Source organism: Arthrobacter sp. TJ-240, from assembly GCF_058269195.1.
Genome location: NZ_JBZCNG010000002.1, coordinates 275528 through 301526, shown reverse-complemented (window position 1 = coordinate 301526; position 25999 = coordinate 275528). Strand labels below are relative to the sequence as shown.

General features: G+C 68.7%; 25 protein-coding genes. 15 read left to right on the top strand and 10 right to left on the bottom strand.

Annotated features, from left to right (window positions below; all coding sequences use genetic code 11):
* Positions 1-221: 221 nt before the first annotated feature.
* The 5 genes from AC4D2C_RS06075 to AC4D2C_RS06055 all read left to right on the top strand — a co-directional run bounded on the left by AC4D2C_RS06075 (position 222) and on the right by AC4D2C_RS06055 (position 5705).
* Positions 222-1256: a PhoH family protein gene (locus AC4D2C_RS06075; RefSeq protein WP_490913402.1), complete on the top strand. Its 1035-nt coding sequence runs from the start codon at positions 222-224 to the stop codon at positions 1254-1256.
* Positions 1253-1726, top strand: coding sequence for an rRNA maturation RNase YbeY (gene ybeY, locus AC4D2C_RS06070; RefSeq protein ID WP_490913401.1), 474 nt, complete (start codon positions 1253-1255; stop codon positions 1724-1726). The genes AC4D2C_RS06075 and ybeY overlap by 4 nt, the downstream gene beginning before the upstream one ends.
* Positions 1723-3033 carry a hemolysin family protein gene (locus AC4D2C_RS06065; protein ID WP_490908133.1) on the top strand — a complete coding sequence of 437 codons (1311 nt, stop codon included), beginning with the start codon at positions 1723-1725 and terminating at the stop codon, positions 3031-3033. The genes ybeY and AC4D2C_RS06065 overlap by 4 nt, the downstream gene beginning before the upstream one ends.
* Complete coding sequence (gene era, locus AC4D2C_RS06060) at positions 3020-3949, top strand: GTPase Era (RefSeq protein ID WP_490913399.1); 930 nt, start codon at positions 3020-3022, stop codon at positions 3947-3949. Before AC4D2C_RS06065 ends, era begins: the two co-directional genes overlap by 14 nt.
* Positions 3950-4145: 196 nt before the next feature.
* The gene (locus AC4D2C_RS06055) at positions 4146-5705 is read left to right on the top strand and encodes an LCP family protein (RefSeq protein WP_490913398.1); all 1560 of its coding nucleotides are present in this window, start codon (positions 4146-4148) and stop codon (positions 5703-5705) included.
* Positions 5706-5799: 94 nt separating this feature from the next.
* Here AC4D2C_RS06055 and AC4D2C_RS06050 read toward each other — a convergent pair whose 3' ends face one another.
* Positions 5800-7752, bottom strand: coding sequence for a M13 family metallopeptidase (locus AC4D2C_RS06050; RefSeq protein ID WP_490913396.1), 1953 nt, complete (start codon positions 7750-7752; stop codon positions 5800-5802).
* A gap of 236 nt (positions 7753-7988) precedes the next feature.
* Between AC4D2C_RS06050 and leuA the strand changes: the two genes are divergently transcribed.
* The 3 genes from leuA (at position 7989) to AC4D2C_RS06035 (ending at position 11345) form a co-directional block, all read left to right on the top strand.
* The gene (gene leuA / locus AC4D2C_RS06045) at positions 7989-9731 is read left to right on the top strand and encodes a 2-isopropylmalate synthase (RefSeq protein ID WP_490908136.1); all 1743 of its coding nucleotides are present in this window, start codon (positions 7989-7991) and stop codon (positions 9729-9731) included.
* A 70-nt stretch (positions 9732-9801) separates the two neighbouring features.
* Positions 9802-10548, top strand: a complete 747-nt coding sequence (gene recO, locus AC4D2C_RS06040) for a DNA repair protein RecO (RefSeq protein ID WP_334209985.1) — start codon at positions 9802-9804, stop codon at positions 10546-10548.
* Entirely contained in the window at positions 10545-11345 is an 801-nt protein-coding gene (locus AC4D2C_RS06035) for an isoprenyl transferase (protein WP_490913394.1), read from the top strand. Before recO ends, AC4D2C_RS06035 begins: the two co-directional genes overlap by 4 nt.
* A gap of 18 nt (positions 11346-11363) precedes the next feature.
* Here AC4D2C_RS06035 and AC4D2C_RS06030 read toward each other — a convergent pair whose 3' ends face one another.
* On the bottom strand, positions 11364-12482 hold the full coding sequence (locus AC4D2C_RS06030) for an alpha/beta hydrolase (RefSeq protein ID WP_490913392.1): 1119 nt from the start codon (positions 12480-12482) through the stop codon (positions 11364-11366).
* A 68-nt stretch (positions 12483-12550) separates the two neighbouring features.
* Between AC4D2C_RS06030 and AC4D2C_RS06025 the strand changes: the two genes are divergently transcribed.
* Entirely contained in the window at positions 12551-13621 is a 1071-nt protein-coding gene (locus AC4D2C_RS06025; protein WP_490913391.1) for a quinone-dependent dihydroorotate dehydrogenase, read from the top strand.
* A 101-nt stretch (positions 13622-13722) separates the two neighbouring features.
* On the opposite strand, the gene AC4D2C_RS06020 is transcribed toward AC4D2C_RS06025, so the two are convergent.
* Positions 13723-14313 (bottom strand): DUF3043 domain-containing protein, encoded by a 591-nt coding sequence (locus AC4D2C_RS06020; RefSeq protein ID WP_490908141.1) that lies wholly within the window; start codon positions 14311-14313, stop codon positions 13723-13725.
* A 117-nt stretch (positions 14314-14430) separates the two neighbouring features.
* Here AC4D2C_RS06020 and AC4D2C_RS06015 point away from each other — a divergent pair, with 117 nt between their 5' ends.
* The 6 genes from AC4D2C_RS06015 to AC4D2C_RS05990 all read left to right on the top strand — a co-directional run bounded on the left by AC4D2C_RS06015 (position 14431) and on the right by AC4D2C_RS05990 (position 20515).
* Positions 14431-15852, top strand: a complete 1422-nt coding sequence (locus AC4D2C_RS06015) for a dipeptidase (RefSeq protein WP_490914019.1) — start codon at positions 14431-14433, stop codon at positions 15850-15852.
* Positions 15853-16006: 154 nt separating this feature from the next.
* On the top strand, positions 16007-16387 hold the full coding sequence (locus AC4D2C_RS06010) for a HesB/IscA family protein (protein WP_490913390.1): 381 nt from the start codon (positions 16007-16009) through the stop codon (positions 16385-16387).
* Between the two features lie 193 nt (positions 16388-16580).
* Positions 16581-17453, top strand: a complete 873-nt coding sequence (ctaC, locus tag AC4D2C_RS06005) for an aa3-type cytochrome oxidase subunit II (RefSeq protein ID WP_490913388.1) — start codon at positions 16581-16583, stop codon at positions 17451-17453.
* Positions 17453-19180, top strand: coding sequence for an aa3-type cytochrome oxidase subunit I (gene ctaD, locus AC4D2C_RS06000; protein ID WP_490913386.1), 1728 nt, complete (start codon positions 17453-17455; stop codon positions 19178-19180). Before ctaC ends, ctaD begins: the two co-directional genes overlap by 1 nt.
* Complete coding sequence (locus tag AC4D2C_RS05995) at positions 19177-19578, top strand: cytochrome c oxidase subunit 4 (RefSeq protein WP_490905877.1); 402 nt, start codon at positions 19177-19179, stop codon at positions 19576-19578. Before ctaD ends, AC4D2C_RS05995 begins: the two co-directional genes overlap by 4 nt.
* A 145-nt stretch (positions 19579-19723) precedes the next feature.
* The gene (locus tag AC4D2C_RS05990; protein ID WP_490905880.1) at positions 19724-20515 is read left to right on the top strand and encodes a GntR family transcriptional regulator; all 792 of its coding nucleotides are present in this window, start codon (positions 19724-19726) and stop codon (positions 20513-20515) included.
* Between the two features lie 23 nt (positions 20516-20538).
* On the opposite strand, the gene AC4D2C_RS05985 is transcribed toward AC4D2C_RS05990, so the two are convergent.
* From AC4D2C_RS05985 to qcrC, 7 genes are all read right to left on the bottom strand, one after another.
* Positions 20539-20814, bottom strand: a complete 276-nt coding sequence (locus AC4D2C_RS05985; RefSeq protein ID WP_490913385.1) for a hypothetical protein — start codon at positions 20812-20814, stop codon at positions 20539-20541.
* Between the two features lie 109 nt (positions 20815-20923).
* Entirely contained in the window at positions 20924-21592 is a 669-nt protein-coding gene (locus AC4D2C_RS05980; RefSeq protein WP_490913383.1) for a dihydrofolate reductase family protein, read from the bottom strand.
* A gap of 69 nt (positions 21593-21661) precedes the next feature.
* Positions 21662-21898: a phosphatase PAP2 family protein gene (locus AC4D2C_RS05975; protein WP_490913381.1), complete on the bottom strand. Its 237-nt coding sequence runs from the start codon at positions 21896-21898 to the stop codon at positions 21662-21664.
* A gap of 8 nt (positions 21899-21906) precedes the next feature.
* Positions 21907-22269 carry a hypothetical protein gene (locus AC4D2C_RS05970; RefSeq protein ID WP_490913379.1) on the bottom strand — a complete coding sequence of 121 codons (363 nt, stop codon included), beginning with the start codon at positions 22267-22269 and terminating at the stop codon, positions 21907-21909.
* 86 nt (positions 22270-22355) lie between these two features.
* The gene (qcrB, locus tag AC4D2C_RS05965; RefSeq protein WP_490913378.1) at positions 22356-24041 is read right to left on the bottom strand and encodes a cytochrome bc1 complex cytochrome b subunit; all 1686 of its coding nucleotides are present in this window, start codon (positions 24039-24041) and stop codon (positions 22356-22358) included.
* 1 nt (position 24042) lies between these two features.
* Complete coding sequence (gene qcrA, locus AC4D2C_RS05960; protein WP_490913376.1) at positions 24043-25065, bottom strand: cytochrome bc1 complex Rieske iron-sulfur subunit; 1023 nt, start codon at positions 25063-25065, stop codon at positions 24043-24045.
* Between the two features lie 75 nt (positions 25066-25140).
* Entirely contained in the window at positions 25141-25932 is a 792-nt protein-coding gene (gene qcrC / locus AC4D2C_RS05955) for a cytochrome bc1 complex diheme cytochrome c subunit (protein ID WP_490913375.1), read from the bottom strand.
* Positions 25933-25999: the final 67 nt, after the last annotated feature.

Genomic DNA, 25999 nt, shown 5'->3' with positions numbered 1-25999 from the left:
CCCACATCGCAGCCGGAGGTGACTTCCTGCGGGAATCAAGGGGCCTCTGCTCCTGTTGACGGGAGAGGAGGAAAAGGGCCATGGCGTAACATTGGCGCTACTGCCACCTGCGCCGATCAGCCCGCACATCCCCCGCGGGAGCGGCGGCCGGCAGGGGCAGCACCCATCCACACGAGCACGACTACTCGAATGAGGGCGATCAGAGGCCGGACGGCCGAGCTATGAGCGAATCTTCAACAGGCATCAATGCGGCAGGACTGGACACCAGGATGTTCGTCTTCGACTCGACGGAGCAGATGGTGCAGGCCCTCGGTTCGAACGACGAGGCCCTCCGTCTGATCGAGGACTCGTTCCCGGGCGTGGGCCTCCAGGCGCGGGGCAACGAGCTGACCATCACCGGGCCGTCGGCGGACGTGCTGCGCACCGAGCGGCTCATCGGCGAGATCCAGACGATGGCCCGCAACAACGCGACCGTCTCCCCGCAGGTCCTCGAGCAGCTGGTCACGATGCTCAAGACGCAGAGCGCGGCCCGGCCGTCGGAAGTCCTGTCCGTCAACATCCTGACGTCCCGGGGCAAGACCATCCGCCCCAAGACGCTGAACCAGAGCACCTACGTCGACGCGATCGACCGCAACACCGTCGTGTTCGGGATCGGCCCGGCCGGTACCGGCAAGACGTATCTCGCCATGGCCAAGGCCGTGCAGGCTCTGCAGCAGAAGGAGGTCAACCGGATCATCCTCACGCGGCCCGCTGTCGAGGCAGGGGAGCGGCTGGGCTTCCTGCCCGGGACGCTGAACGACAAGATCGACCCGTACCTGCGCCCGCTCTACGACGCCCTGCACGACATGATGGACCCCGATTCCATCCCGCGTCTCATGGCCGCAGGGACGATCGAGGTGGCCCCACTCGCCTATATGCGCGGCAGGACGCTCAACGACGCCTTCATCATCCTCGACGAGGCCCAGAACACCACGCCGGAGCAGATGAAGATGTTCCTCACGCGCCTGGGTTTCGGGTCGAAAATGGTCGTCACCGGTGACGTCACGCAGGTGGACCTCCCCAACGGCACCAGTTCGGGCCTGCGGATCGTGAGCGAGATCCTCCGCGACGTCGACGACGTCTACTTCAGCGACCTCGACTCATCGGACGTCGTCCGCCACCGCCTCGTCGGCGACATCGTCACCGCCTACAGCGCCTGGGACGAGGAGCAGCGCGCCGGACAGGCACGCTCGACCCGACCGGCCGGGAACCGATGAGCGTCGAGGTCAACAACGAGTCCGGGTACGACGTCGACGAGGAGTCGCTCGTCCGCCTCGCCAACTACCTGTTCGAGTCGATGTTCGTGCACCCCGAAGCGGAGCTCTCCATCATCCTGGTCGACACCGCGGCGATGGAGAAGCTGCACGTCGAGTGGATGGACGAGCCCGGTCCCACGGACGTGCTCTCCTTCCCCATGGACGAACTGCGCCCCGGCACGCCGGGAAGGGTCACGCCCGCCGGGCTGCTCGGTGACATCGTCCTCTGCCCGGAGGTCGCCGCATCGCAGGGCGCGGCCGCAGGTCACAGCACGAACGACGAGCTGCTGCTGTTGACCACCCACGGCGTGCTCCACCTCCTCGGCTACGACCACGCGGAACCCGAGGAGGAGAAGGAAATGTTCGGCCTGCAGCGGGAGCTCCTCTCCGGCTTCCTCGGCGGCGACGCCCCCCGGGAGACCCGCGCTTGAGCATCTGGCTCCTCGGGCTCATGGCCCTGCTCTTCGCACTCACCGCGGCCCTCGTCACGGCCGCGGAAGCAGCCTTCAGCTACTTGCCGCGCCAGGAGGGCGAGGCCCTCGTCCAGGAATCGCGCACCTCGTCGCTGCGCCGCATCCTGGACGCCCCCGTCGCGCACATGCACGCCCTGCGCTTCTGGCGCGTGTGGTTCGAGATGGCGGGGGCCGTCGCCGTCGCCATCCTGTTCCACGACCTGCTGGACAGCATCTGGCTCGCCGGACTCCTCGCCACCGCGGTCATGGCGGCCATCGGCTTCGTGATCGTGGGCGTCTCACCCCGCCAGCTCGGGCGGACGCACGCCCCCGCCGTCGTCCGGTTCACCGCGGGGCTCGTGGCGTTCCTGTGCGCCGTCCTCGGGCCGATCCCGCGCTGGCTGGTGCGGATCGGCAGCTCCATCACGCCGGGAGCGAGCCGCGACGAGGCTGCGTTCTTCACGGAGGAGGAGTTCCGCGAACTCCTGTCCCGGGCCTCCGACGCCGAAATGATCGAGGACAACGAGGCGGAGCTCATCCACTCGGTCTTCGAACTCGGCGACACCAAGGTGCGCTCGGTCATGGTGCCCCGCACCGACATGGTCACGATCGACAGCGGGTCCACGCTCGACCAGGCGATGTCCCTCTTCCTCCGCTCCGGCTACTCCCGCATCCCCGTGATCGGGGAGAGCTCCGACGACATCAGGGGACTGCTGTACCTGAAGGACGTCGTCGCGAACCTGCACGGACGGTCGGCGTCGAACCTCGCCCGCCCCGTGGACGCCGTCTGCCGTCCCGCCCGGTACGTACCCGAATCGAAGCCGGTCGGAGACCTGCTGCGCGAGCTGCAGCGCGAGTCCACGCACGTGGCGATCGTCATCGACGAGTACGGCGGCACGGCCGGGCTCGTCACGCTGGAGGACCTCATCGAGGAGATCGTCGGCGAGATCGTCGACGAGTACGACTCCGAGGTGCCCGAGCAGGAACGGCTCGACGACGGCGAGTACCGGGTGAGCGCGCGGATGGGCATCGATGATCTCGGCGAACTCTTCGGTATCGCCCTCGACGACGAGGAGGTCGACACCGTGGGCGGCCTCCTGGCCAAGACCCTGGGGAGGGTGCCGATCGTCGGATCAGAGGTCACAATTGACGGTATCGGGCTGCGGGCCGAGCGCGTGGAGGGCCGACGCAACAGGGTCTCCCATGTGATCGCGCGCCGCATCCCCCCGGAACACATCGAGCAGGACGAACGAGAGACGATAGAGGCTGACCATGAGCGACGTTGAACACCGGGCCGGATTCGTCTCGCTCGTCGGCCGGCCCAATGCCGGTAAGTCCACCCTGACGAATGCGCTGGTGGGGCAGAAGGTCGCCATCACCTCCGCGAAGCCGCAGACCACGCGCCACACCATCCGCGGCATCGTGAACCGCGAGGACTCCCAGATCGTCCTCGTCGACACCCCGGGCCTGCACCGGCCTAGGACGCTCCTCGGGCAGCGCCTCAACGACCTCGTCGCCGACACCCTCGCCGAGGTCGACGCCGTCGGGTTCTGCATCCCCGCCAACGAGAAGATCGGCCCGGGCGACCGCTTCATCGCCGAGCAGCTCGCGCGGCTGCAACGCAAGCCCCTGATCGCGGTGGTGACCAAGACGGACCTCGTGGACCGGCAGGCCCTGACCGAGCAGCTCCTCGCCGTCGCGAAGCTCGGCACCGAGGTGGCCGGCCCCGACGGCTGGGCGGACATCGTGCCCGTCTCCGCCGCCGACGGCTTCCAGGTGGGAACGGTCGCCGAGGTATTCAGCCGGCACATGCCGGAGTCGCCCGTGCTGTACCCCGGTGGGGAGCTGACGGACGAGCCTGAGGCCGTCATGGTCGCCGAGCTCGTCCGCGAGGCCGCCCTCGAGGGGGTGCGCGACGAGCTGCCGCACTCCCTGGCCGTCGTCGTCGAGGAGATGGTCCCGCGGGAGGGACGCAGCAAGGACAACCCCATGCTCACCGTCTACGTGAACCTCTACGTCGAGCGGCCGTCCCAGAAGGCGATCATCATCGGCAAGGGAGGCGCACGCCTCCGGGAGGTCGGCACGAATGCGCGCCGCGGGATCGAGGCGCTCCTGGGCACCCCGATCTACCTCGACCTGCACGTCAAGGTGGCCAAGGACTGGCAGCGTGACCCCAAGCAGCTGGTGAAGCTGGGCTTCTGATCGGCACGACTCGCCCGGCCCGCTCGTTGTGCTGCGGGAACGGGCAGATAGGCTGCGATAGCGCCCGCCACCGATTCCCCGGCCGATGCCGGGCGACCGGCGCCCGTGCTGCCGCGCCGTCATCCGCGGCAGGGGCGACGGCGTGACCTCCTGCCAGCACCGACCACGACCAACCCATCCGAAGGAGCCCGGGCATATGACCGGCCGATCGTCCTCCGAGAGCGCAGACAGCGCCAGCGACGCCTCCCTGGCGGGTCCCGCCGGGACGCCCGGCGTCTCGGAACCCGTGGGGCGGCACCTCGGCAGGGGAGGCGGGCACCGCGTCCTGAAGCTGACGGCCATCCTGATGGCGACGGTTCTCGTGGCCGCCGTCGTCTTCGTCGGTGTGCAGGTCCTGCGCCTGCAGTCGAACGTCCTGACGATGCCGCTCAACCTCGCCGAGAACCAGGAGTCGGCGCTCCCCGTTGATTCCAGCACCGACCCCCTGCAGATCCTCATCCTCGGCTCGGACACCCGGACCGGGAACAGCGGCGAGTTCTTCGGCGACGAGAGCGACTCCTCGGGTGAGGGGAACTCGGACGTCATGATGCTCCTCACCCTCTCGGCCGACCGCGAGGACGTCACGGTCGTCTCGTTCCCCCGCGACCTGCTGGTGCCCCTGCCCAGCTGCGTCAACCCCGACACCGGGGAGGTCTCGGAGGCGTTCGACCTCGGCCAGCTGAACGGGGCGCTCGACGAGGGCGGTCCCGGCTGCACCGTCGCCGCGATCAACAACCTCACCGGACTGTCCGTGGACCACTTCATGATGGCCGGGTTCAACGCCGTCAAGGAACTGTCCTCCGCCGTCGGTGGCGTCGAGGTCTGCGTGCAGGAACCCGTCGACGACGAGTACTCGGGGCTGTCCCTGCCCGCCGGCACCAGCGAGGTCGAGGGTGATCAGGCACTGGCCTTCCTCCGGACGCGCCACAGCTTCGGGGACGGCGGCGACGCCGGGCGCATCGCCGCCCAGCAGGCGTTCATGGCGTCCCTGGCGCGCAAGGTACAGGCGGAGGGCACTCTCACCAACCTGCCGAAGCTCTACACGATCGCCGACGTGATCACCCGCAACCTCACCGTGGACGAGGGACTCTCCCAGCCCACGGAGCTGCTCAAGATCGCCGACCGGATGAAGGACGTGGATCTCGGGAACATCGCGTTCGTGACCGTCCCGACCGAGCCCTGGGTCGAGGACCCCAACCGCCTCGTCCTGGACGAGGAGGCCGCAGCGCCCCTCTTCGACGCGCTGCGGGAGGACCGCGGGCTCACCGAGGATGCCCCGGAGCCCTCGTCCGGCCCGGATGCATCGGCCACGCCCTCCGCGCCGGCCGCCACGCCGACGCCGGAGACGCCCGCCGTCGATCCCGCCACGGTGCCCGTCCTCGTCATCAACGCGACGACGGACGCCGGCCGCGGTGCCGCGATACAGCAGCTCCTCGTCGAGGCCGGCTATACCCAGACCACGCCCTTCGCCTCCGTGCCGGCCGAGGTGTCGCAGGTCGTGTTCAGCACCGGGTACGACGCCGCCGCTGCCGATCTCGCCGCCCGCTTCGGCATCCCCGAGAGCCAGGTGTTCCTGAGCGAGCAGGCCGCGGGCGTCCAGCTGCTCGTCGGCGCCGATCTCGCCACGGGCGCGAAGGTGGTCGCCCCGCCGCTCGGCAGCGACCTGGAGGGCCAGACGGCGGACCAGGTGACCTGCCAGGCGACCTCGGGCCTCTAGCCGGCCCGGCCGGCCGTTCGACCCCGCCGACCGGCTGTCATGCCCTGTCGGATGCAGGGACGGGCCCGCCGAAGCGGGCCCGTCCCGGTGGCTCCTACCAGATCCTCACGCGCTCGGCGGGGTCGAGCCAGAGACCGTCCTCCGGGCCGACGATGAAGGCCTCGTGGAACTCGTCGAGGTTCCGAACCACCTGGTTGCAGCGGAACTCGTTGGGGGAGTGCGGGTCGACGGTCAGGCGCCGCTTCGCCTCCTCGGGCCGGATCTTCTGCTGCCAGCACGTGGCCCACGAGAGGAAGAACCGCTGCGTGCCGGTGAGGCCGTCGATCACGGGAGCCTCGCTTCCGCCGAGGCTCAGGAGGTAGGCCCGATAGCTGATGCCGAGGCCGCCGAGGTCGCCGATGTTCTCCCCGAGGGTCAGCTCGCCGTTGACGGTCCGGCCCGGGACCTCGGAGGGTTCGAGCGCAGCGTACTGCGCCACGAGCCGTCCGGTGAGCGCGTCGAACGCTGTCCTGTCCTCCTCGCTCCACCAGTTGGCGAGCCTGCCCGTCCCGTCGAACTGGGATCCCTTGTCGTCGAAGCCGTGGCCGATCTCGTGCCCGATGACGGCGCCGATCGCCCCGTAGTTGACGGCGTCGTCGGCCTCGATGTCGAAGAACGGCGGCTGGAGGATCGCGGCGGGGAACACGATCTCGTTCATGGTCGGCATGTAGTAGGCGTTGACGGTCTGCGGCGTCATGAGCCACACGCCACGGTCGATCGGCCGGCCCAGCTTGTCCAGCTGGCGGCGGTGCTCGAACTCCGCCGCCCGCAGCACGTTGCCGTAGAGGTCGGAGGACTGGACGTCGAGCGGTCCGTAGTCGATCCACCGGTCCGGGTAGCCGATCTTCGTGGTGAACCGGGAGAGCTTCTCGAGGGCCCTCGCCCGCGTCCCGTCGGTCATCCACGTCAGTGCCGTGATGCTCGACTCGTAGGCCGCGATCAGGTTGCCGACCAGCTCGAGCATCGCGGCCTTGTGCGTCGCGGGGAAGTGCTGCTCCACGTAGCGCTGGCCGATCGCCTCGCCCATGGCACCCTCGACCAGGGCGACGCCACGCTTCCACCGGTCCTTCAGCCGGGGCGTGCCCGCCAGGTGCGTGCCGTAGAACGCGAAGGTGGCATCGACGAACCGCTCGTCGAGGTAGTCGGAGGCCTGCAGCAGGACGCGGCTGGTCAGCCACTCGCGCCACGTGCCGAGGTCCTCCTCGCGCAGTGCGGCATCCAACCCGCGCACGTAGTCCGGCTGGTTGATGACGAGCTCTCCCGCCTGGTCGGGCTCGTCCGTCACGATCCGCAGCCAGGGCACGAGGTGGGCCGAGAGACCGGCCACGTCGTCGTGCTGGACCAGGTTGTAGGTCTTCTGGGGGTCCCTCCGCTCCACGCTGCCCATCGACGACGCCGCCAGGCGCGTCTCGAGCGCGAGGACGCGGGCCGTCGCGCCCGCGGGATCCTCGGTGCCGACGAGACCGAACAGGGTGGCGAGCAACTCGGCGTACTTCTCGCGGGTCTCGGCGAACCCGTCCTCACGGTAGTACGACTCGTCGGGCAGCCCGAGGCCCGACTGGTATAGGTGCAGCAGGTACCGTTCGGGGTTACCTGCATCGTTGCTGACGTAGGGCGCCGCGAGGCCCTGCACGCCGGAGCGGGTGAGGCCGGCGCTGAGGTCGACCAGCTCCTCGACGCTCGTCACCGCGGCGATGCGCTCGAGCAGCGGCAGGATCGGCGTGGCGCCTTCTGCCTCGATGCGCTGCGTGTCCATGAAGTCGGCGTACAGGGTGCCGAGCTTCGCGTCGATACCGTCGGCGGCGCCCGCCCGGCCCGCGGCGTCCTCGATGATGGCGCGGACGGCAAGCTCGGAGGCGTCGCGCAGCGCGGTGAACGAGCCCGTCAGCGGACGATCGTCGGGGATGGCGGTCGAGGTCAGCCACACGCCGTTGGCGTGTCGGAAGAGGTCGTCCTGGGGCCGGACCGTCGCGTCGAGCTGGTCCGGATCGAAGGTGCTGATCGTCATGGTCGCTTCCCGTTTCCTCGTGGTGTTCCTCGCGGTGCTGAACCGGTTCGTCCCAGCGCGGGACGCCCGGAAGCCATCCTATGCGCCGTGCTATCGTGGCAATGTGCGCGCACAGCTGACCCTTCTTCGGTGCCGCGGCGAGGCCATCTAGGACTTCAGAGTCAGTGGCCACCCCTCGCCGCGGAGGTACTGCCCGGCCGCGAGAACCTCATCCCCAGCAGAGAAGGCCGAACCCCATGCGAAACGCACAGAAGACCTCCGGTATGCCCTTCGGCAAGTACCGTCCCTTCCAGGACCAGATCACGGTGGACCTCCCGGACCGCACGTGGCCGGATCGTGTCATCACGAAGGCGCCGCGCTGGTGCGCGGTGGATCTCCGCGACGGCAACCAGGCGCTGATCGACCCGATGAACCCCGAGCGCAAGCACAAGATGTTCGACCTGCTGGTCCGCATGGGCTACAAGGAGATCGAGGTGGGCTTCCCGTCCGCCTCCCAGACGGACTTCGACTTCGTGCGGCAGCTCATCGAGGGGGACCGCATCCCCGACGACGTCACGATCCAGGTCCTGACGCAGTCCCGCGAGCACCTCATCGAGCGCACCTACGCGTCCCTCGAGGGCGCCGACCGCGCGATCGTGCACCTCTACAACTCGACGTCGGTGCTGCAGCGGCGCGTGGTGTTCAACCAGGACCAGGACGGGATCATCGACATAGCCCTTCAGGGCGCACGGCTGTGCCGCAAGTTCGAGGAGAACATGGGCGACACCTCGATCACCTACGAGTACTCGCCCGAGTCCTTCACCGGGACCGAGCTCGACTTCGCGGCCCGCATCAGCAACGAGGTGTCGGCGGTGTTCGAGGCCTCCGCGGATCGCCGGATGATCCTGAACCTCCCCGCAACGGTGGAGATGGCCACCCCGAACGTCTACGCCGACTCCATCGAATGGATGAGCCGCAACCTGGCCGACCGCGGCAGCATCATCCTGTCGCTGCACCCGCACAACGACCGCGGCACGGGTGTCGCCGCCGCCGAACTCGGCTACCTCGCCGGCGCGGACCGGATCGAGGGCTGCCTGTTCGGCAATGGCGAGCGGACCGGCAACGTGGACCTGGTGACGCTCGGCATGAACCTGTTCAGCCAGGGCATCGACCCGGAGATCGACTTCTCCGACATGGACGACATCCGCCGCACCGCGGAGTACTGCAATCAGCTCAGCGTGCCCGAGCGGTCGCCCTACGGAGGCGACCTCGTCTTCACGGCGTTCTCCGGGTCGCACCAGGACGCCATCAAGAAGGGGTTCGAGAGCATGGAGCGCGACGCCGCCGAGGCGGGAGTCGGTGTCGACGACCTGCCCTGGGCCGTCCCCTATCTGCCGATCGACCCCAAGGACATCGGCCGTTCCTACGAAGCCGTGATCCGCGTCAATTCGCAGTCCGGCAAGGGCGGTGTCGCCTACCTGCTCAAGAACGAGCACAGCCTCGACCTGCCGCGCCGCGCGCAGATGGAGTTCTCGGGCGTCGTCCAGCGCCGCACCGAGACCCAGGGCGGCGAGGTCAGCGGCGCCCAGCTGTGGTCCGCCTTCCAGGACGAGTACCTGCCCACCCGCGCCGAGGGCGGTACCGGGGCGTGGGGCCACTACGAACTGACCTCGGTGAACACCGACACCTCCGAGGACGGCTCCTTCAAGCTCGTCGCGACGCTCCTCGTCGACGGTATCCAGCAGCGCCGGTCCGCGCACGGCAGCGGGCCGATCGATGCGCTGCTGGCCATCCTGAGCCAGGACGGCGTGGACGTCCGCGTCCTCGACTACACCGAGCACGCGCTGTCCTCCGGCGGGAACGCCCGCGCCGCGGCGTACGTGGAGTGCGCTGTGGGCGAGCGGGTCCTGTGGGGCGTCGGCATCGACGCGAACACCACCATGGCTGCCCTGAAGGCCGTCGTCTCGGCGGTCAACCGCGCCATCCGCGACGCAGCCTGACGCTTTCCCGGGCCGCCACCCCCGGCCGGGCATCCGCCTGGGCGGGGGTGGCAGGTGGGAGAATGGAACCGTGCCGTCCTCCTCCCCATCGCGTACCTACCGCACCGAAGGTGTCGTGCTGCGCACGTACAAGCTCGGTGAAGCGGACCGCATCATCGTGCTGCTGACCCGCGACCAGGGCCAGGTCCGCGCGGTGGCCAAGGGGGTACGGCGTACCAGCAGCAAGTTCGGGTCGCGCCTCGAGCCGTTCATGGCGGTGGATCTCCTGCTCGCGCACGGACGCAACCTCGACATCATCACCCAGGCCCAGACGAAGGGCGCCTACGGGCACGGTATCGCCTCCGACTACGGGCGCTACACGGCCGCGACCGCCATCGCCGAGACCGCCGAGCGCTTGACCGACATCGGTGAGGCCGGGGGAGCGCAGTACGCCCTCGTGGCCGGGGCGTTCTCGGCCCTCAGCCGGGACCTGCACCCGTCGGAACTCATCCTCGACTCCTACCTGCTTCGTGCCCTCGCCACGGCGGGATGGGCGCCCAGCTTCACGCAGTGCGCGCGATGCGGCGCCCCGGGACCCCACTCGGCCTTCTCGGCACCCCTCGGCGGAGCGGTCTGCCCGGTCTGCCGGCCGCCCGGGGCCGCCTCGCCGTCGGCCGCCACGATGGACCTCCTCGGGGCACTCCTCACGGGTGACTGGGTCACCGCGGACGCGTCGGAGAGCGGTGCGCGCCGCGAGGCTGCGGGGCTCGTCGGGGCCTACCTGCAATGGCACCTCGAACGCGGGGTCGCCTCCCTCAAACATGTGGAGCGTGCATGAAGAACCCAGCCCGGCCGGTGGCACCCTGGCCCCACCCGAGCGGCGAGCAGGTGCCGTCCATCCCGCGGCAGTTCGTTCCTGAGCACGTGGCGATCGTGATGGACGGCAACGGTCGCTGGGCCAACGAGCGGGGGCTGCCGCGCACGGACGGTCACAAGGCCGGGGAGGCCGCGCTCCTCGACGTCATGGCCGGCGCGATCGAGATCGGGGTGCGGCACGTCTCGGTGTATGCGTTCAGTACGGAGAACTGGAAGCGGTCGCCCGAGGAGGTGCGGTTCCTCATGGGCTTCAACAAGGACGTGCTGCGGCGCCAGCGGGACCAGCTCAACGAGTGGGGCGTCCGGATCCGCTGGTCCGGGCGCCGTCCGAAGCTGTGGCAGTCGGTGATCCGCGAGCTGGAGGAAGCGGAGCGGCACACCGTGGACAACACCACGTGCACGCTCACCATGTGCGTCAACTACGGCGGCCGCGCCGAGATCGCCGACGCCGCCCGCGCCATCGCCGAGGATGTCGCCGCCGGGACGCTGAAGGCGTCGTCCGTCAGCGAGAAGACCATTCAGCGCTACCTCGACGAACCGGACCTGCCGGACGTCGACCTCTTCCTGCGCACCTCGGGCGAGCAGCGCCTGTCCAACTTCATGCTGTGGCAGTCGGCGTACGCGGAGATGGTGTTCATGAACACCCTCTGGCCCGACGTCGACCGCCGGACGCTCTGGCGCGCGATCGAGGAGTACGCGTCACGGGACCGCCGCTACGGCGGAGCAGTGGACCACGCCACCACCCGTCTGTCCTCCTGACCGCCGGTCCCCGGACGGTCAGTTCTCCCGGGCCGGGCCAGGGGACGGCGTGGCAAGTAAGGGTGTGGCAGGTAAGGGTGTGGCAGGTAAGGGTTCGGCAGGGGACCGGACGGCGCGGGCCCTGCCGGCATCGACCGCCCTCACGGGGACGTACGCGTCCAGCCACCATGCCGCGCTGTCCGCGGCGAGCCTGCGCACCTCGCCGCGGGACAGGAAGACGTCGTGCAGGGCACCGGGGAGCCGCCGGATGGTCACCTTCGGGCCGATAGCGGCCGCACGGCGCACCATGGGCTCCACATCGAGGACGCTGTCCGTCGCGAGCTTCGCGCTCTTCCATGCGAGGCCGAGGGTCGAGGCCGCCGAGCACAGGACGAGGACCGGGACACTGACCGAGATCCCCCTCGCGAGGCTCGCGTGCCCGTCGAGGACGGCTGCGAGCCAGCCGACCGTGATGGGGAAGCCGGCCTCGGGCCGCCACGCCGGGTTGACGTCCCACTCGCCCTCACGCGTGTCGCTGATGCTCCGGAAGGAGGACCCGGGTTCGGGCAGTCGCAGGCGCAGCTTCGGTCGTCTGCGGGACACCGCACCCAGGATGCTGCGAGTCACCTGCTTCAGCGGCGCCGTACCCAGGGTGTCGAGCCACGGGCTGTTCAGCACGAGCGCGGCGATCCGGCCCGGATTGCGGGCCGCCCACAGCGTGGCGACGAGTCCCCCGGTCGAGTGGGCGATCAGGACGAGGTCGACGGCGGTCGGGGTGCCGCGGCGCTCCGTGAGCCGCTGCTCGAGCGCGCGGACCGCGGCCTCGAGGTCCGCGTCGTACTCCTCGAGCGAGGTCACGTATCCCGGGGTCTGACCGGGCAGCAGGCTCCGCCCGTACTTGTGGAGGTCGAGGGCGAAGAAGGCCCAGCCGTGCAGGTGCAGGGTCCGGGCGAGCTCCTCATGGAAGAAGTAGTCGCTGAAGCCGTGGACGTACAGCACGGCGCGCGCCGGGCCGGCCTGCTCGGCGGGGCCGCCGGCGACGTCCGGCTCGTAGGCGACGAGGGTGGCGACCCGCGGGCCCTCGTCGTCGGGGTCCAGCGGCAGGGTCAGGGCACGGAAGGACGGACCGAGGATGTCCTCGTTCCAGGGCTCGTCCATGCCGGACACGATCCTCCTCCCGCCGCCCCGAGTTGTTGCACCTGTATCCATCATGGAACTCTTGACCCATGCATTTCTACCCGACTTTCTTCCGGCTCGTCTTCTCGGGAATGGACGCCGAGAGGGCCCACAGGATCGGGTTCGCCCTCATCCGCGCGGTCGATCGCACTCCCGTGGGCTGGGGCCTGCGCCGCTTCTGCGCACCCGATGCGAGCCTGGCCACCACGGCCTTCGGGGTGGAGTTCCCGTCCCCCTTCGGCCTCGCCGCCGGGTTCGACAAGGCGGGGAAGGGAGTGCTGTCGCTGACCGCGCTCGGCTTCGGGCATGTGGAGATCGGGACGATCACCGGCCAGGCGCAGCCAGGCAATCCCGCGCCCCGCCTGTTCCGGCTCGTCGAGGACCGCGCCGTGATCAACCGGATGGGCTTCAACAACGACGGGGCCGCGGCCGTCGCGCCCCGCCTGCGGTCCGCGCGGCAGCGGCTGACGCGCCGCCACGGGACCCGCCGACCCGTCGTCGGCGTGAACATCGGCAAGACGAAGAAGGTGGACATCGCCGATGCCGTCGCCGACTACCTCGTGAGCGCCCGCGAGCTCGCCCCTGTCGCGGACTACCTCGTGGTGAACGTGTCCTCACCGAACACGCCCGGGCTCCGGCTGCTGCAGAGTGTCGAGTCCCTCCGCCCCCTGCTGGAGGCCGTCCGCACCACGGCCGACGGCGCGGCCGGCCGGCACGTGCCGCTCCTGGTGAAGATCGCCCCCGACCTCACGGACCAGGACCTCGACGACGTCGGCGCGCTGGCCCTGGATCTCGGGCTCGACGGGATCGTGGCCACGAACACCACCATCACGCGCGAAAACCTCGCCACGGACGCCGCCACGGTCATGGCCAAGGGCGTGGGCGGCCTCAGCGGGGCGCCCCTGAAGGCCCGCTCGCTGGAGGTCCTCACCCGGCTCCGGTCCGCCGTGGGCGACCGGCTCGCCATCGTGTCCGTCGGCGGCGTGGAGACGCCCGAGGACGTCATCGAGCGGCTCGAGGCCGGCGCCACCCTCGTGCAGGGGTACACGGCCTTCCTCTACGAGGGGCCGTTCTGGGCGCGCCGGATCAACCGCGGGCTGGCGCGCCGCGGGGCGGCCTGACGACCGCCCCGCACCCGCCGGCACCGCCGAGCAGACAGAAGAGCCGGGCCCGAAGGCCCGGCTCTTCTGTCATCCTCGGCCCCTGCTCGCCCTGCCGCAGCTCAGGAGGGGTACTGCCCGCGCTTGACCTGCGGTTTCGGCAGGCGCAGGCGGCGCAGCTGGAGTGCGCGGGTCACCCCGTACCAGAGGTCGCCCTGGTTGGGGCCGCCGAACTTCTCCGTCAGCTTCTTCTTCAGCTTGCGCCGCAGCAGCATGCAATCCACGATCACGGCGACGATGAGGAACCAGAACGCCAGGAGCACGGCGCTCTGCACCGCCAGGGACTGGAAGAAACTCAGGACCACGAACACCAGCGCGGCGACCATGAGGAACTCGCCGATGTTGATGCGCGCGTCGACGAACTGGCGGACGAAGCGCCTGTTGGGGCCCTTGTCCCGCAGGGGCAGGTAGCGCTCGTCGTCGGTGTCGAGGGCCTGGCGCATCCTGGCGCGGTCGTCGCGCACGGCGGACCGGTTCTTGTCCCGGGCGGCCTTGCGGTCGGCGGGCACGAGCGGCCGCTTGCGCGCGGCCTGCTGCACGCTCCGCTTGGGCGTCGGGGCCCCCTTGCCCTGGACGCGCTGGGTCTCGTGGGTAGGTGAAGCGCTGTCAACGACTTCCTGGGCAGTGGATGCTTCCTTATTTCGTCCGAACACCCCCTCAGGATACCGGCTCACCGCGCCTGCGCCGCCGGTCGGGGCCGGACGATTCGCCCGGAGGCCCGGCCGCGGCCGCCCCCGACGCGGGCTGTGTAGGGTTCTGGCATGACTTCCATGAGCACCCCCACCGAGCATCCGCACGAGCCCACCGGCGTCGTCGAGCAGCTCCGGGCGAGCGTCGACGCGGCGTTCCCCCGGATCGTCGAGGAACTCTCCGGCCTCGTGGCCATCCCCGGCATCGCCTGGGAGGCCTTCGACGCCGCCGACCTCGACCGCAGCGCCGAGGCGGTGGCCGCGCTGATCCGCGGCGCCGGCATCGACGACGTCCGCATCCTGCGCGTCGACAACGACGGCACCCCCGGCGGTCCCGCCGTCGTGGCGCGCCGCCCCGCCGTCGGCGACCGCCCGACGGTCCTCCTCTACGCGCACCACGACGTCCAGCCCCCCGGCGATCCCGCCCTCTGGGAGACCGAACCGTTCGTGGCCACCGAACGTGGCGGACGGCTCTACGGACGCGGCGCGGCCGACGACAAGGCCGGCATCATGGCGCACGTCGGCGCGTTCCGGGCCCTCTCCGACGTGCTCGGGGACGCGTTCGGGGTCGGCGTGACGCTCTTCATCGAGGGGGAGGAGGAGGCCGGGTCGCCGACGTTCCGCTCCTTCCTCGAGACCTACCGAGACGACCTCGCGGCCGATGTCATCGTCGTCGCCGACTCCAGCAACTGGAAGGTCGGCGTGCCCGCGCTCACCACGAGCCTGCGCGGCCTCGTGGACGGCACCATCGAGGTGCAGGTCCTCGACCACGCGGTGCACTCCGGCATGTTCGGCGGACCCGTCCTCGACGCGCCGACGCTCCTCGCGCGCCTCATCGCGACCCTGCATGACGACGCCGGCGACGTCGCCGTCGCCGGCCTGCAGGCCGGCGACCACGCCACGGTGGACTACGCCGAGGAGGACTACCGCTCGGACGCCTCGGTCCTCGACGGCGTCGAACTCGCCGGGACGGGCTCCATCGCCTCCCGGCTGTGGCACAAGCCGGCGCTGTCCATCATCGGCATGGACATCCCGAGCGTGGCGCTGTCCTCGAACACGCTGCTCCCGCGGGCGCGCGCAAAGTTCAGCCTCCGCCTCGCGCCCGGGCAGGACCCGCAATCCGCCATGGACGCGGTCCGCGCCCACGTCGAGAGCCACGCCCCGTTCGGGGCACGGGTCACCTTCACGCCGGGGGAGACCGGCAGCCCCTTCCTGACCGACACGAGCGAGCCGGCCTCGCGGCTGGCGCTCGAGGCGCTCGAGGAGGCCTGGGGCGTGCCGGCCGTGGAAGCCGGCATGGGCGGCTCCATCCCCTTCATCGCGGACCTCACGGAGCTCTTCCCCTCCGCCCAGATCCTCATCACCGGCGTGGAGGACCCGGACTCCAGGGCCCACAGCGCCAACGAATCGCTGCACCTCGACGAGTTCCGCAAGGCCGTCCTGGCCGAGGCGATCCTCCTCGCACGGATCAACGACGGCGGCCTGCACCGCGACCGGGGCTGACGCCCGCACCGGGAGGGTCAGCGGGTGCGGAAATGTTTCGGCCCTCCCGGCCGTTAGAAGGGGAGTGGGCCCGGCGTAGGATTGGACCAAGCCCTGCGCGCCACACCGCGGACGCACGAGTGGATCCACCAGGGTCCGAGCTAGGAGAGACACAATGAGCACACCGACCACCGAAGCAGCGGCCCTGCAGGAGTCCACGGATCTTCCTGCGCACGAGGTCAACCTGTCCGACGTCGCCGCAGGCAAGGTGCGCAGCCTCCTCGAGCAGGAGGGCCGCACGGACCTCCGCCTTCGGGTCGCCGTGCAGCCCGGCGGCTGCTCCGGTTTGATCTACCAGCTGTACTTCGACGAGCGCGTCCTCGACGGCGATGCCGTCCGTGACTTCGACGGAGTCGAGGTCATCGTGGACAAGATGAGCGTGCCGTACCTGTCCGGCGCATCCATCGACTTCGAGGACACCATTTCGAAGCAGGGATTCACCATCGACAACCCGAACGCGGGCGGCTCCTGCGCCTGCGGCGACTCCTTCCACTAGCCACGGCACCATCAGTTCCACTAGCACGAGGCGAAGGCCCGGACCATCCCGAAGGGGAGTGTTCCGGGCCTTTCGCATGTCACCGGATCGCGGGTCTTCCGGGTAAGCTCTACAGTGAGTAGTAAAACTGGATGTGCACCCCGGGCCGCTTTCCGCGCGGGTGGCAACGCACGTAGAAAAGGAAGGTCCGTCTGTGAGTTCGCAGGACCGAACCGGTAGCAAGCGCGTCAGGATCGCAAAGATCTCCAGCATCACGCTGGCCGGCGCCCTCCTACTGACCGGCTGTTCGGCAGAAGCCCAAAAGGGTTGGCTCCCGGCTGACCGGGACAACACCAACCACACCGCGGCCATCACCGATCTCTGGGTCAACTCGTGGATCGCGGCCCTGGCCGTCGGTGTCATCACGTGGGGCCTGATCATCTGGTGCATGGTGGCCTACCGCCGTCGGAAGAACGACACCGGCTACCCCCGGCAGATGAGCTACAACCTGCCGCTCGAGATCTTCTACTTGACGATCCCGCTGTTCATGGTGCTGGTGTTCTTCTACTTCACCGAGCGCGACATCAACACGATCGACGCCCGGGTCGAGGACCCGGACGTGATCGTCGATGTCCGCGGCAAGCAGTGGTCGTGGGACTTCAACTACGTCACCGAGGACAAGTACTCCACCGGCGTGCAGGCCCACCTCACCGGCGAGACCGGTCAGCAGGCCGACCTGCCCACGCTCTACCTGCCCGTGAACAGGACCGTCGAGCTCCAGCTCAACGCCCGCGACGTGCAGCACTCCTTCTTCGTTCCCGGCTTCCTGATGAAGCGCGACCTCTACCCGGGCCGCACGAACTACATCAACCTCACGCCCACCAAGGAGGGCACCTTCGACGGCAAGTGCGCGGAGCTGTGCGGGCAGTACCACTCCGAGATGCTCTTCAACGTGCAGGTGGTCTCCCAGGCTGAGTTCGACGCGCAGATGGACCGGCTCGAGGACGGACAGCTCGGCGACGAGTACGACCGCGACTCCTACCCGGAGGATGATCCCGATACCGACCCAGCCAGGAGCAGCAGCTGATGTCCACCTTCGAATACACCCTTGAGGAAGCCGGCACCGTAGCCGCTCCCCGCGTGGTCCCACGGTCCAAGGGACGGATCGTCGTCAACTGGATCACCTCGACCGACCACAAGACGATCGGGTTCATGTACCTGATCTCCTCGTTCGTCTTCTTCTGCTTCGCCGGTGTGATGGCCCTGATCATCCGTGCCGAGCTCTTCGAGCCCGGCATGCAGATCCTGCAGACGAAGGAGCAGTACAACCAGCTCTTCACGATGCACGGCACCGTGATGCTGCTCATGTTCGCGACGCCGCTGTTCGCCGGCTTCACGAACTTCGTCATGCCGCTGCAGATCGGTGCTCCCGACGTCGCCTTCCCGCGGCTGAACGCCCTTGCGTTCTGGTTCTTCCTATTCGGCAGTACCATCGCCGTGTCCGGGTTCATCACCCCGCAGGGCGCCGCGTCGTTCGGCTGGTTCGCGTACGCCCCGCTGTCGAGCACCACGTTCTCCCCGGGCGTGGGTGGGGACCTCTGGGTGTTCGGGCTCGCACTGTCCGGGTTCGGCACCATCCTCGGCGCGGTCAACTTCATCACCACGATCATCTGCATGCGCGCCCCCGGCATGACCATGTGGCGCATGCCCATCTTCACCTGGAATGCGCTCATCACCTCGATCCTCGTGCTGATGGCCTTCCCGCCGCTGGCCGCCGCGCTCTTCGCGCTCGGCGCCGACCGTCGCTTCGGGGCCCACATCTTCGACCCCGAAGCCGGTGGGGCCATCCTGTGGCAGCACCTGTTCTGGTTCTTCGGCCACCCCGAGGTCTACATCATCGCGCTGCCGTTCTTCGGCATCGTCTCGGAGATCTTCCCGGTGTTCAGCCGCAAGCCGATCTTCGGCTACAAGGGCCTGGTCTACGCGACGATCGCCATCGCCGCTCTGTCCGTGACGGTGTGGGCGCACCACATGTACGTCACGGGCGCGGTGCTCCTGCCGTTCTTCGCCTTCATGACCATGCTCATCGCGGTGCCCACCGGCGTGAAGTTCTTCAACTGGATCGGTACGCTCTGGAGGGGGTCGCTCACCTTCGAGACGCCGATGCTGTGGAGCCTCGGCTTCCTCGTCACGTTCCTCTTCGGCGGCCTCACCGGCATCATCCTGGCCTCGCCGCCGCTCGACTTCCACGTCTCGGACACCTACTTCGTGGTGGCACACTTCCACTACGTGGTCTTCGGGACCGTGGTGTTCGCGATGTTCGCGGGCTTCTACTTCTGGTGGCCCAAGTTCACCGGCAAGATGCTGAACGAGCGCCTCGGCAAGATCCACTTCTGGATGCTGTTCCTCGGCTTCCACGCCACGTTCCTCATCCAGCACTGGCTCGGCGTCGAGGGCATGCCCCGCCGATATGCGGACTACCTGCCCGAGGACGGCTACACCGCCATGAACCAGTTCTCCACCATCGGCTCCTTCGTCCTGGGCGCCTCCCTGATCCCGTTCTTCTGGAACGTCTACATCACGTGGCGGACCGGCAAGAAGGTCGAGGTGGACGACCCGTGGGGCTTCGGCGCCTCGCTCGAGTGGGCGACGTCGTGCCCGCCGCCGCGCCACAACTTCACCTCGCTGCCCCGCATCCGCTCCGAGCGCCCAGCGCTCGACCTGCACCACCCGGAGCTGCAGCAGACGCACACCCCCGACGACAGCGCCGCCAGCTTCATGGGCTCGGCTGACCGACAGGATGCCAAATCATGAGGATCGAGAAGAACCTGTTCCTGATCGGTGTGCCGATCTTCGTGCCCGTCGCCTTCATCTACGGGTGGCTGACCGAATGGTCTGAATGGGTCGGGTTCCTCGGGATCCTGCTCGTAGGCGGTCTCGCCGGCATGATCGGGTTCTACCTGGCCTTCACCGCCAAGCGCGTCGGAGCACGCCCCGAGGACCGGCTCGACGCCGAGATCCACGAGGGATCGGGCGAGCAGGGTCATTTCAGCCCCTGGAGCTGGTGGCCCCTGGTCCTCGGCCTCGCCGCCGCGACCGGCTTCCTCGGCATCGCGATCGGCTTCTGGATCCTCTACATCGGCCTGGGCCTGGCGGCGATCGCCCTCGTCGGCTGGGTCTTCGAGTACAGCCGTGGGTACCACGCCCACTAGTACCCCCCCGCTAGTACCCCCCGCATAGTTCACGACAAGGGAGCCCGCCATGTGCGGGCTCCCTTGTCGTATGGGTACAGTCTGATGGACTACAGTCCGGATGGGCCCCGCACCGGGGACACCTCCGGAGCGAGGAGACCGACCCATGGGCGTGTTGCCCAGGCCCTTCGACGCGGACCGCCTCGACGAGGCATCCGGCACCCCCAAGCACGTCCAGTTGCGGGAGAGCCTGCGGCGCTACGTGCGCCAGTTCGGTGAGCCCGGAGCCGGCATACCGTCCGAGCGGCAGCTGAGCGAGTACTTCGGGGTGGCGCGCATGACCGTGCGGCAGGCCGTCGACGCCCTCGTCGCGGAGGAGGTGCTCGAACGCGTCGTGGGACTCGGGACGTTCGTGGCGCGCTCCAAGATGGACCTGCACATGAAGATGACCTCCTACACCGAGGAGATGATCCGGCGCGGCATGGTGCCGGATGCGCGCGTCCTGAGCTTCGAACAGCAGGGCGCCACGCCCCTGGTGGCGCGGGAGCTGCAGATCGAGATCGGCCAGCCCGTGGTGCGGTTCCGACGGCAGCTCCTGGCCGACGGCGAGCCCATGAGCGTGGACGAGAACTTCCTCCCGGCGCACCGTGTGAAGGGGCTTCTCGACGGCCCACCGCCCACCTCGCTCTACAACGTACTCAGCGAGAAGTACGGCCTCGTCATGGAGTGGGGGGAGGACACCATCGAGGCCACCGCAGCGTCACCGTCCATCGCGCGCCTGCTCAACGTGGAGATGAATGCCCCGCTGCTGAAGATCCAGCGGCACGCCTATGTTGCGCGCGCCATGATCGACTACTCCGTGTCCTACTACCGCGCCGATCGCTACAAGCTGTGGGTACCCCTGCAGCGGCCCGGTGTGCGTACGCCGCGCGCCTACAGTTCCAAACGCCTCGGCTAGGCTGGCCCTCCATCGCGGCGCGGCTAGTCGGAGGGGCGCCGCTCCACCCGGCGTTGCGCGTAGTGGTGGCCCGCGGAGTCCGTATAGACGTCGATGGACCGGAGCGTCTCGTTCGACGTGTCCTCGGCCGCATCGTGCAGGTGCACCACCGTGCTGTGGCCGTCGGTGCGGTCCGCGGGTCCGAGGAAGGTGCGGGCGGCAGCATCGATCCCGTCGAAGAGCGAGCGCCGGGCCTTGGTCTTCTCCGAGGACGGGCCGACGTCGTGCGTGTGTTTTCGTTGCCTGCGATGGATCTCCATCAGACACCTGATTCGTCGTGGGGGCGTCAGTCTACTCCTGCAGGTCGGCAGCGTGCGGCCCTCGCAGTGATTTTCCTGCAGGATCACCTCGGGCCTGCAGGACCTTCCCTTACGGGGCCACGGACGCGGTCCGCCGGGTGAGGGTCAGGTGGATGACGCCGCGGGGTGACGGGGTCGCCTCGATGTCGAAGCGTTGCTCAAGCGCCTCGAGTCCGTCCCAGAGCCGCTCGCCCCGGCCGAGGATAATCGGGACGAGGACGATGTGGAGGTGGTCGATCAGGTCGGCCTCTAGGAACTGCCGCACCGTTGCGACGCCGCCGCCGATCCGGACATCCAGGTCTCCGGCCAAGGCGCGGGCCTGTGCGAGCGCCGAGACCGGGTCGGCGTCGACGAAGTGGAACGTCGTGCCGCCGTCCATCTCCACCGTCGGCCGGGGGTGATGGGTCAGCACGATGACGGGCGTGCGGAAGACGGGGGTGTCGCCCCACCATCCCTTCCACTCCTCGTCCTCCCACGGACCGCGCTGGGGACCGAACTTGTTGCGTCCCATGATCTCGACGCCGATGCCGGGCCCCCATGCGCGGGCGAACGCCTCGTCGACACCGGAGGATCCCGGACCGTCTCCCGGAAGGCCCATCTCGCGGAAGGTACGCGTGCCTACCGCCCACTCCATGAGGCGCATGCCCGCGTGGCCGAACGGGGCGTCGAGCTGCTGGCCCTCGCCGGCGCCGAAACCGTCGAGGGAGATCGAGAAGTTGTGCACGCGGACGAGGGACATGGGAGCTCCTGGCACTGGTCGTTGGCGATCACTCTAGGGTGACCGGGCCCGGCAGCTCAAGGCGGCGCCTCACAGGGCGAGGAGCGCGAACGCGCTTCCGATGGCGGCTCCGACGGCGGCGCCGGCCACCACCTGGCCCGGGGTGTGGGCCGCCAGTCGTACGCGGGACCAGCCTACGGCCACAGGGATCAGTGCGAGCGGGGCCGCCCACGCACCGAACACGGCGAGGGCTCCGACGACGACGAACACGGCGATCGCCGAATGAGCGGAGAGCTTCCACCAGAGGTTGACGACGAGCACGGACACGACGCCTGCTACCGTGCACAGCACGGCCCCGATGACGAGCGGGGAGCGTCGAGGAGCAGGAGGAGGGCGAGCCCCGCGCCGATCGACGCGAGCGTCGCGGCGAGGACCGGGGAGCGTTGGCGGCGGTCGCTGATGTGGTGGTCCACGAGCCGCCCGCGGCGTACCAGCAAGAGCACGCCGGCCAGGGGGAGCGCGGTGGTGAAACCCACCGCCACGCCGGCGAAGAGCGCACTCCCGGGCCATGCGGCGGCCTGCAGGGCCGCGGCGATTAGGAACAGGCACAGGAGGACCTCGGGCGCGAAGATCTCGCTCACGGCGACCGCCGCCCTGTCCGTCGTCGACCGGGTGCGGGCTGTGGAAGGACCGCTCATGCGGCTTCCCCTCTCATCGCGCGGTGCAGGAACGACGAAGGGCCCGGACGCGAGGTCCGGGCCCTTCGATCGGCACTTCTCAGGTGCTAGTGACTCGCGATGGACTCGCGGTCCTTGGCGCCGGCGATCTCGTCATGGTGGTCTCCATGCGAGGCCGCCAGCTCCTTCGGCGTCACAGGCGCCACCCGATCCTCGAAGAAGAAGCGGGAGATACGGCCATGGGCCTTGTCGAGGAGGCTCACCTTGCCGTCGGCGTCCGGCGTGGGGACCATGACCTCCGGCGACTCGAAGGCGACCAGCTGGTAGCGCTTGTAGTCGTCGACCTGCTCGTGGACCTCGATGAACTCACCGTGCGGCAGGCGCACGATACGTCCGGTCTCGCGGCCGTGCAGGGCGATCTCGCGGTCCTTGCGCTGCAGGGCCAGCGCGATGCGGCGCGTGACCATGAAGGCGAGGATCGGCCCGAAGATCACCAGGAAGCGCAGCCAGTAGGTCACGTCGTTCAGCGACACCAGGAAGTGGGTGGCGATGAGGTCCGAGCTGGCAGCGGCCCAGAGCACGCAGTAGAACGTGATGCCGGCGACACCGATGGCCGTACGGGTCGGAGCGTTGCGGGGGCGGTTCAGCAGGTGGTGCTCACGCTTGTCCTTGGTGACCCAGGCCTCGATCCATGGCCAGGCGAACATCAGGGTGAAGACGATGATGGCGGGCACCAGGGCGGGGATCAGGACGTTCAGGGAGAGCGCATTGACGCCCCACGGGAACGGGATCATGAACTCGAAGTCGAAGTTGTCGCCGAGCGTGCCGGGCATGAGGCGCAAGGCGCCGTCCACCCAGCCGATGTACCAGTCGGGCTGCGTACCGGCGGACACGGGCGAGGGGTCGTACGGGCCGTAGTTCCAGATCGGGTTGATGGTGAACGCTGCGGCGATCGCGGCGAGCACACCGAACACGATGAAGAAGAAGCCGCCGGCCTTCGCCGCGTAGACAGGGCCCACGGGGTAGCCGACCACGTTCGTGTTCGTCCGGCCCGGGCCGGGGAACTGCGAGTGCTTGTGCAGCACGACCATGAACAGGTGGATACCGATCATCAGCAGGATCACCGCGGGGATCAGGAGGATGTGCAGCACGTACAGGCGCCCGATGATCATCGTGCCCGGGAACTCCCCGCCGAAGAGGAAGAAGCTCAGGTAGGTGCCGACCACGGGGATGGCCTTCATGACGCCGTCGATGATGCGCAGCCCGTTACCGGACAGCAGGTCATCAGGGAGGGAGTAGCCGGTGAAGCCGGCGGCGAGGCTCAGGATGAGCAGGACGCAGCCGACGACCCAGTTGAACTCGCGCGGGCGGCGGAACGCACCGGTGAAGAAGACGCGGAGCATGTGCACGGCGACCGAGGCCACGAACAGCAGCGCCGCCCAGTGGTGGATCTGCCGCATGAACAGACCACCGCGGATGTCGAAGGAGATGTCCAGCGACGACGCGTAGGCCACCGACATCTCGACGCCGCGGAGGGGCAGGTAGCTGCCCTCGTAGTGCGTCTCTGCCATCGACGGATCGTAGAAGAAGGTGAGCCAGGTACCGGAGATCAGCAGGATGACGAAGGTGTACAGCGCCACCTCACCGAACATGAAGGTCCAGTGGTCGGGGAAGATCTTCCGGCCGAACTCCTTGACGATCCCCGAGCCGCCGACCCGGGAGTCGACGTAGTCGGTGACCTTGCCCACGCGCGTCTTCGGCACGTAGGTCGGCGTAGCAGTAGAGCTGCTCATGTCAGCCTCGCTCCCAGAAACTAGGTCCTACGGGTTCTTGGAAATCGCTCGACGCCACGAGGTAGCCCTCGTCGTCGACTTCGATGGGTAGCTGTGGCAGCGGCCGTGCAGCCGGTCCGAAGATGACCTTGCATTCCTGCTCGAGGTCGAAGGTGGACTGGTGACATGGGCACAGCAGGTGGTGCGTCTGCTGTTCGTAGAGCGCTACCGGGCAGCCGACGTGCGTGCAGATCTTGGAATACGCAACAATTCCGTCGTAGCCCCAGTTCTCCCGTCCAGGAGAGGGATTGAGCTCCTCGGGGTCCAGGCGCATGAGCAGGACGACTGCCTTGGCCTTCTCCTCGAGCTTGTTCTCGATCTCATTGAGACCTTCGGGGATGACATGGAACGCCGATCCGACCGTCACATCGGAGGCGAGGATCGGTGTTCCGCTCGGGTCGCGGGTGAGGCGGACGCCGGTGTCCCACATGGTCTGCTTCAGCGCATTGCCGGGCAGGGGTCCGAGATCGCGGAAGATGGCGATCGCCGGCAGGGGAGCGAGGATGGCCGCTCCGAGCAGGGTGTTCCGGATCAGCGGGCGTCGCTTGATACCCGACTCGTCGAGGATGTCATTGACGATCTTCTCGGCGTCCTGGCGGTCGCTCTCGGGCCGGACCTCGTGGCGGCTCTCGGTGACCTCGTGATCCGGCATGAGCGTCTTCGCCCAGTGCACGATCCCGACGCCGATGCCGAGCATCGCGAAGGCGGTGCCCAGCCCGAGCATCAGGTTCTGCAGGCGGAGCCGCTCCACGGTCTCGTTGAGCGGGATGAAGAAGTAGCCGACGAAGAAGATCAGCGTGCCGAGGATCGAGATGAGGAACAGCAGGGCCACCTGCCGCTCGGCGCGCTTCTCGGCGCGTCGGTCCCGGTCCGCGAGGCGCGGCCGGTGCGGGGGCAGACCCGGGTTCTCGAACTGGTCCAGCTCGCGGCCCGGCGTGGCGACGGTAACCGTGGTCCCGGGAGCGCCGTGACTAGAGTCGGCCATGATCCCTCTCATCCTTCTTCAGGTACTGCATTCGAAAGTCTGTCTGTGATTCGTTCACGGTGGGCGCGTGGATGGTCAGGAGGACCGCGACGTGAGCCACACGGTGAAGGCGATGATGACACCCAGGCCGGCGACCCAGATGAACAGGCCCTCGGAGACCGGACCGAGCGAGCCGAGGTCGGCTCCACCGGGGGAACCCTGCTCCTCGATGGTCTTGAGGAAGGCGATGATGTCCTGCTTGTCGTCGGGGGAGATGTTCGCGTCGCTGAAGACGGGCATGTTCTGCGGGCCGGTGACCATGGCCTCGTAGATGTGCTTCTCGCTCGTGCCATCGATCGAGGGGGCGAACTTGCCCTGCGTCAGGGCGCCGCCGGCTGCTGCGGCGTTGTGGCACATGGCGCAGTTCACGCGGAACAGTTCGCCACCGTGGGAGGCGTCGCCTTCCGACGCGTCCAGGACCTCCTCGGAAGGAATGGCAGGACCGGCACCGAGAGACGCCACATAGGCTGCCATCTGGCTGATCTGCTCCTCGGTGAACTGGACGGGCTTGGCCTGGGCCTGGGGGCCGTCCATCTGCATGGGCATGCGGCCCGTGCCGACCTGGAAGTCCACGGAGGCCGCACCGACGCCGACGAGCGACGGCGCCGCCTGCGATCCGGTGGCGCCCATGCCGTGACAGGAGGCGCAGTTCGCGCTGAACAGCTTGCCGCCCTCCTCGACGTCGTCGGCCGTGAACGTGGTGGTCTGCGCCTGCGCTTCGTTGGCGGTGCTGGCGGCGGCGTACAGCCCGCCGGTGACGAGGAGCGCCATCAGGAGCAGCGCGAACGCTGCAAGTGGGTGACGCCGCCTCTGGGAGAGTGCCTTCACGGAGTGGTTCCTGCCTTTTGTGGTACCAGAGCTGCTGGAGTTCTTCTTTGAATTCTACCTCTAGTAG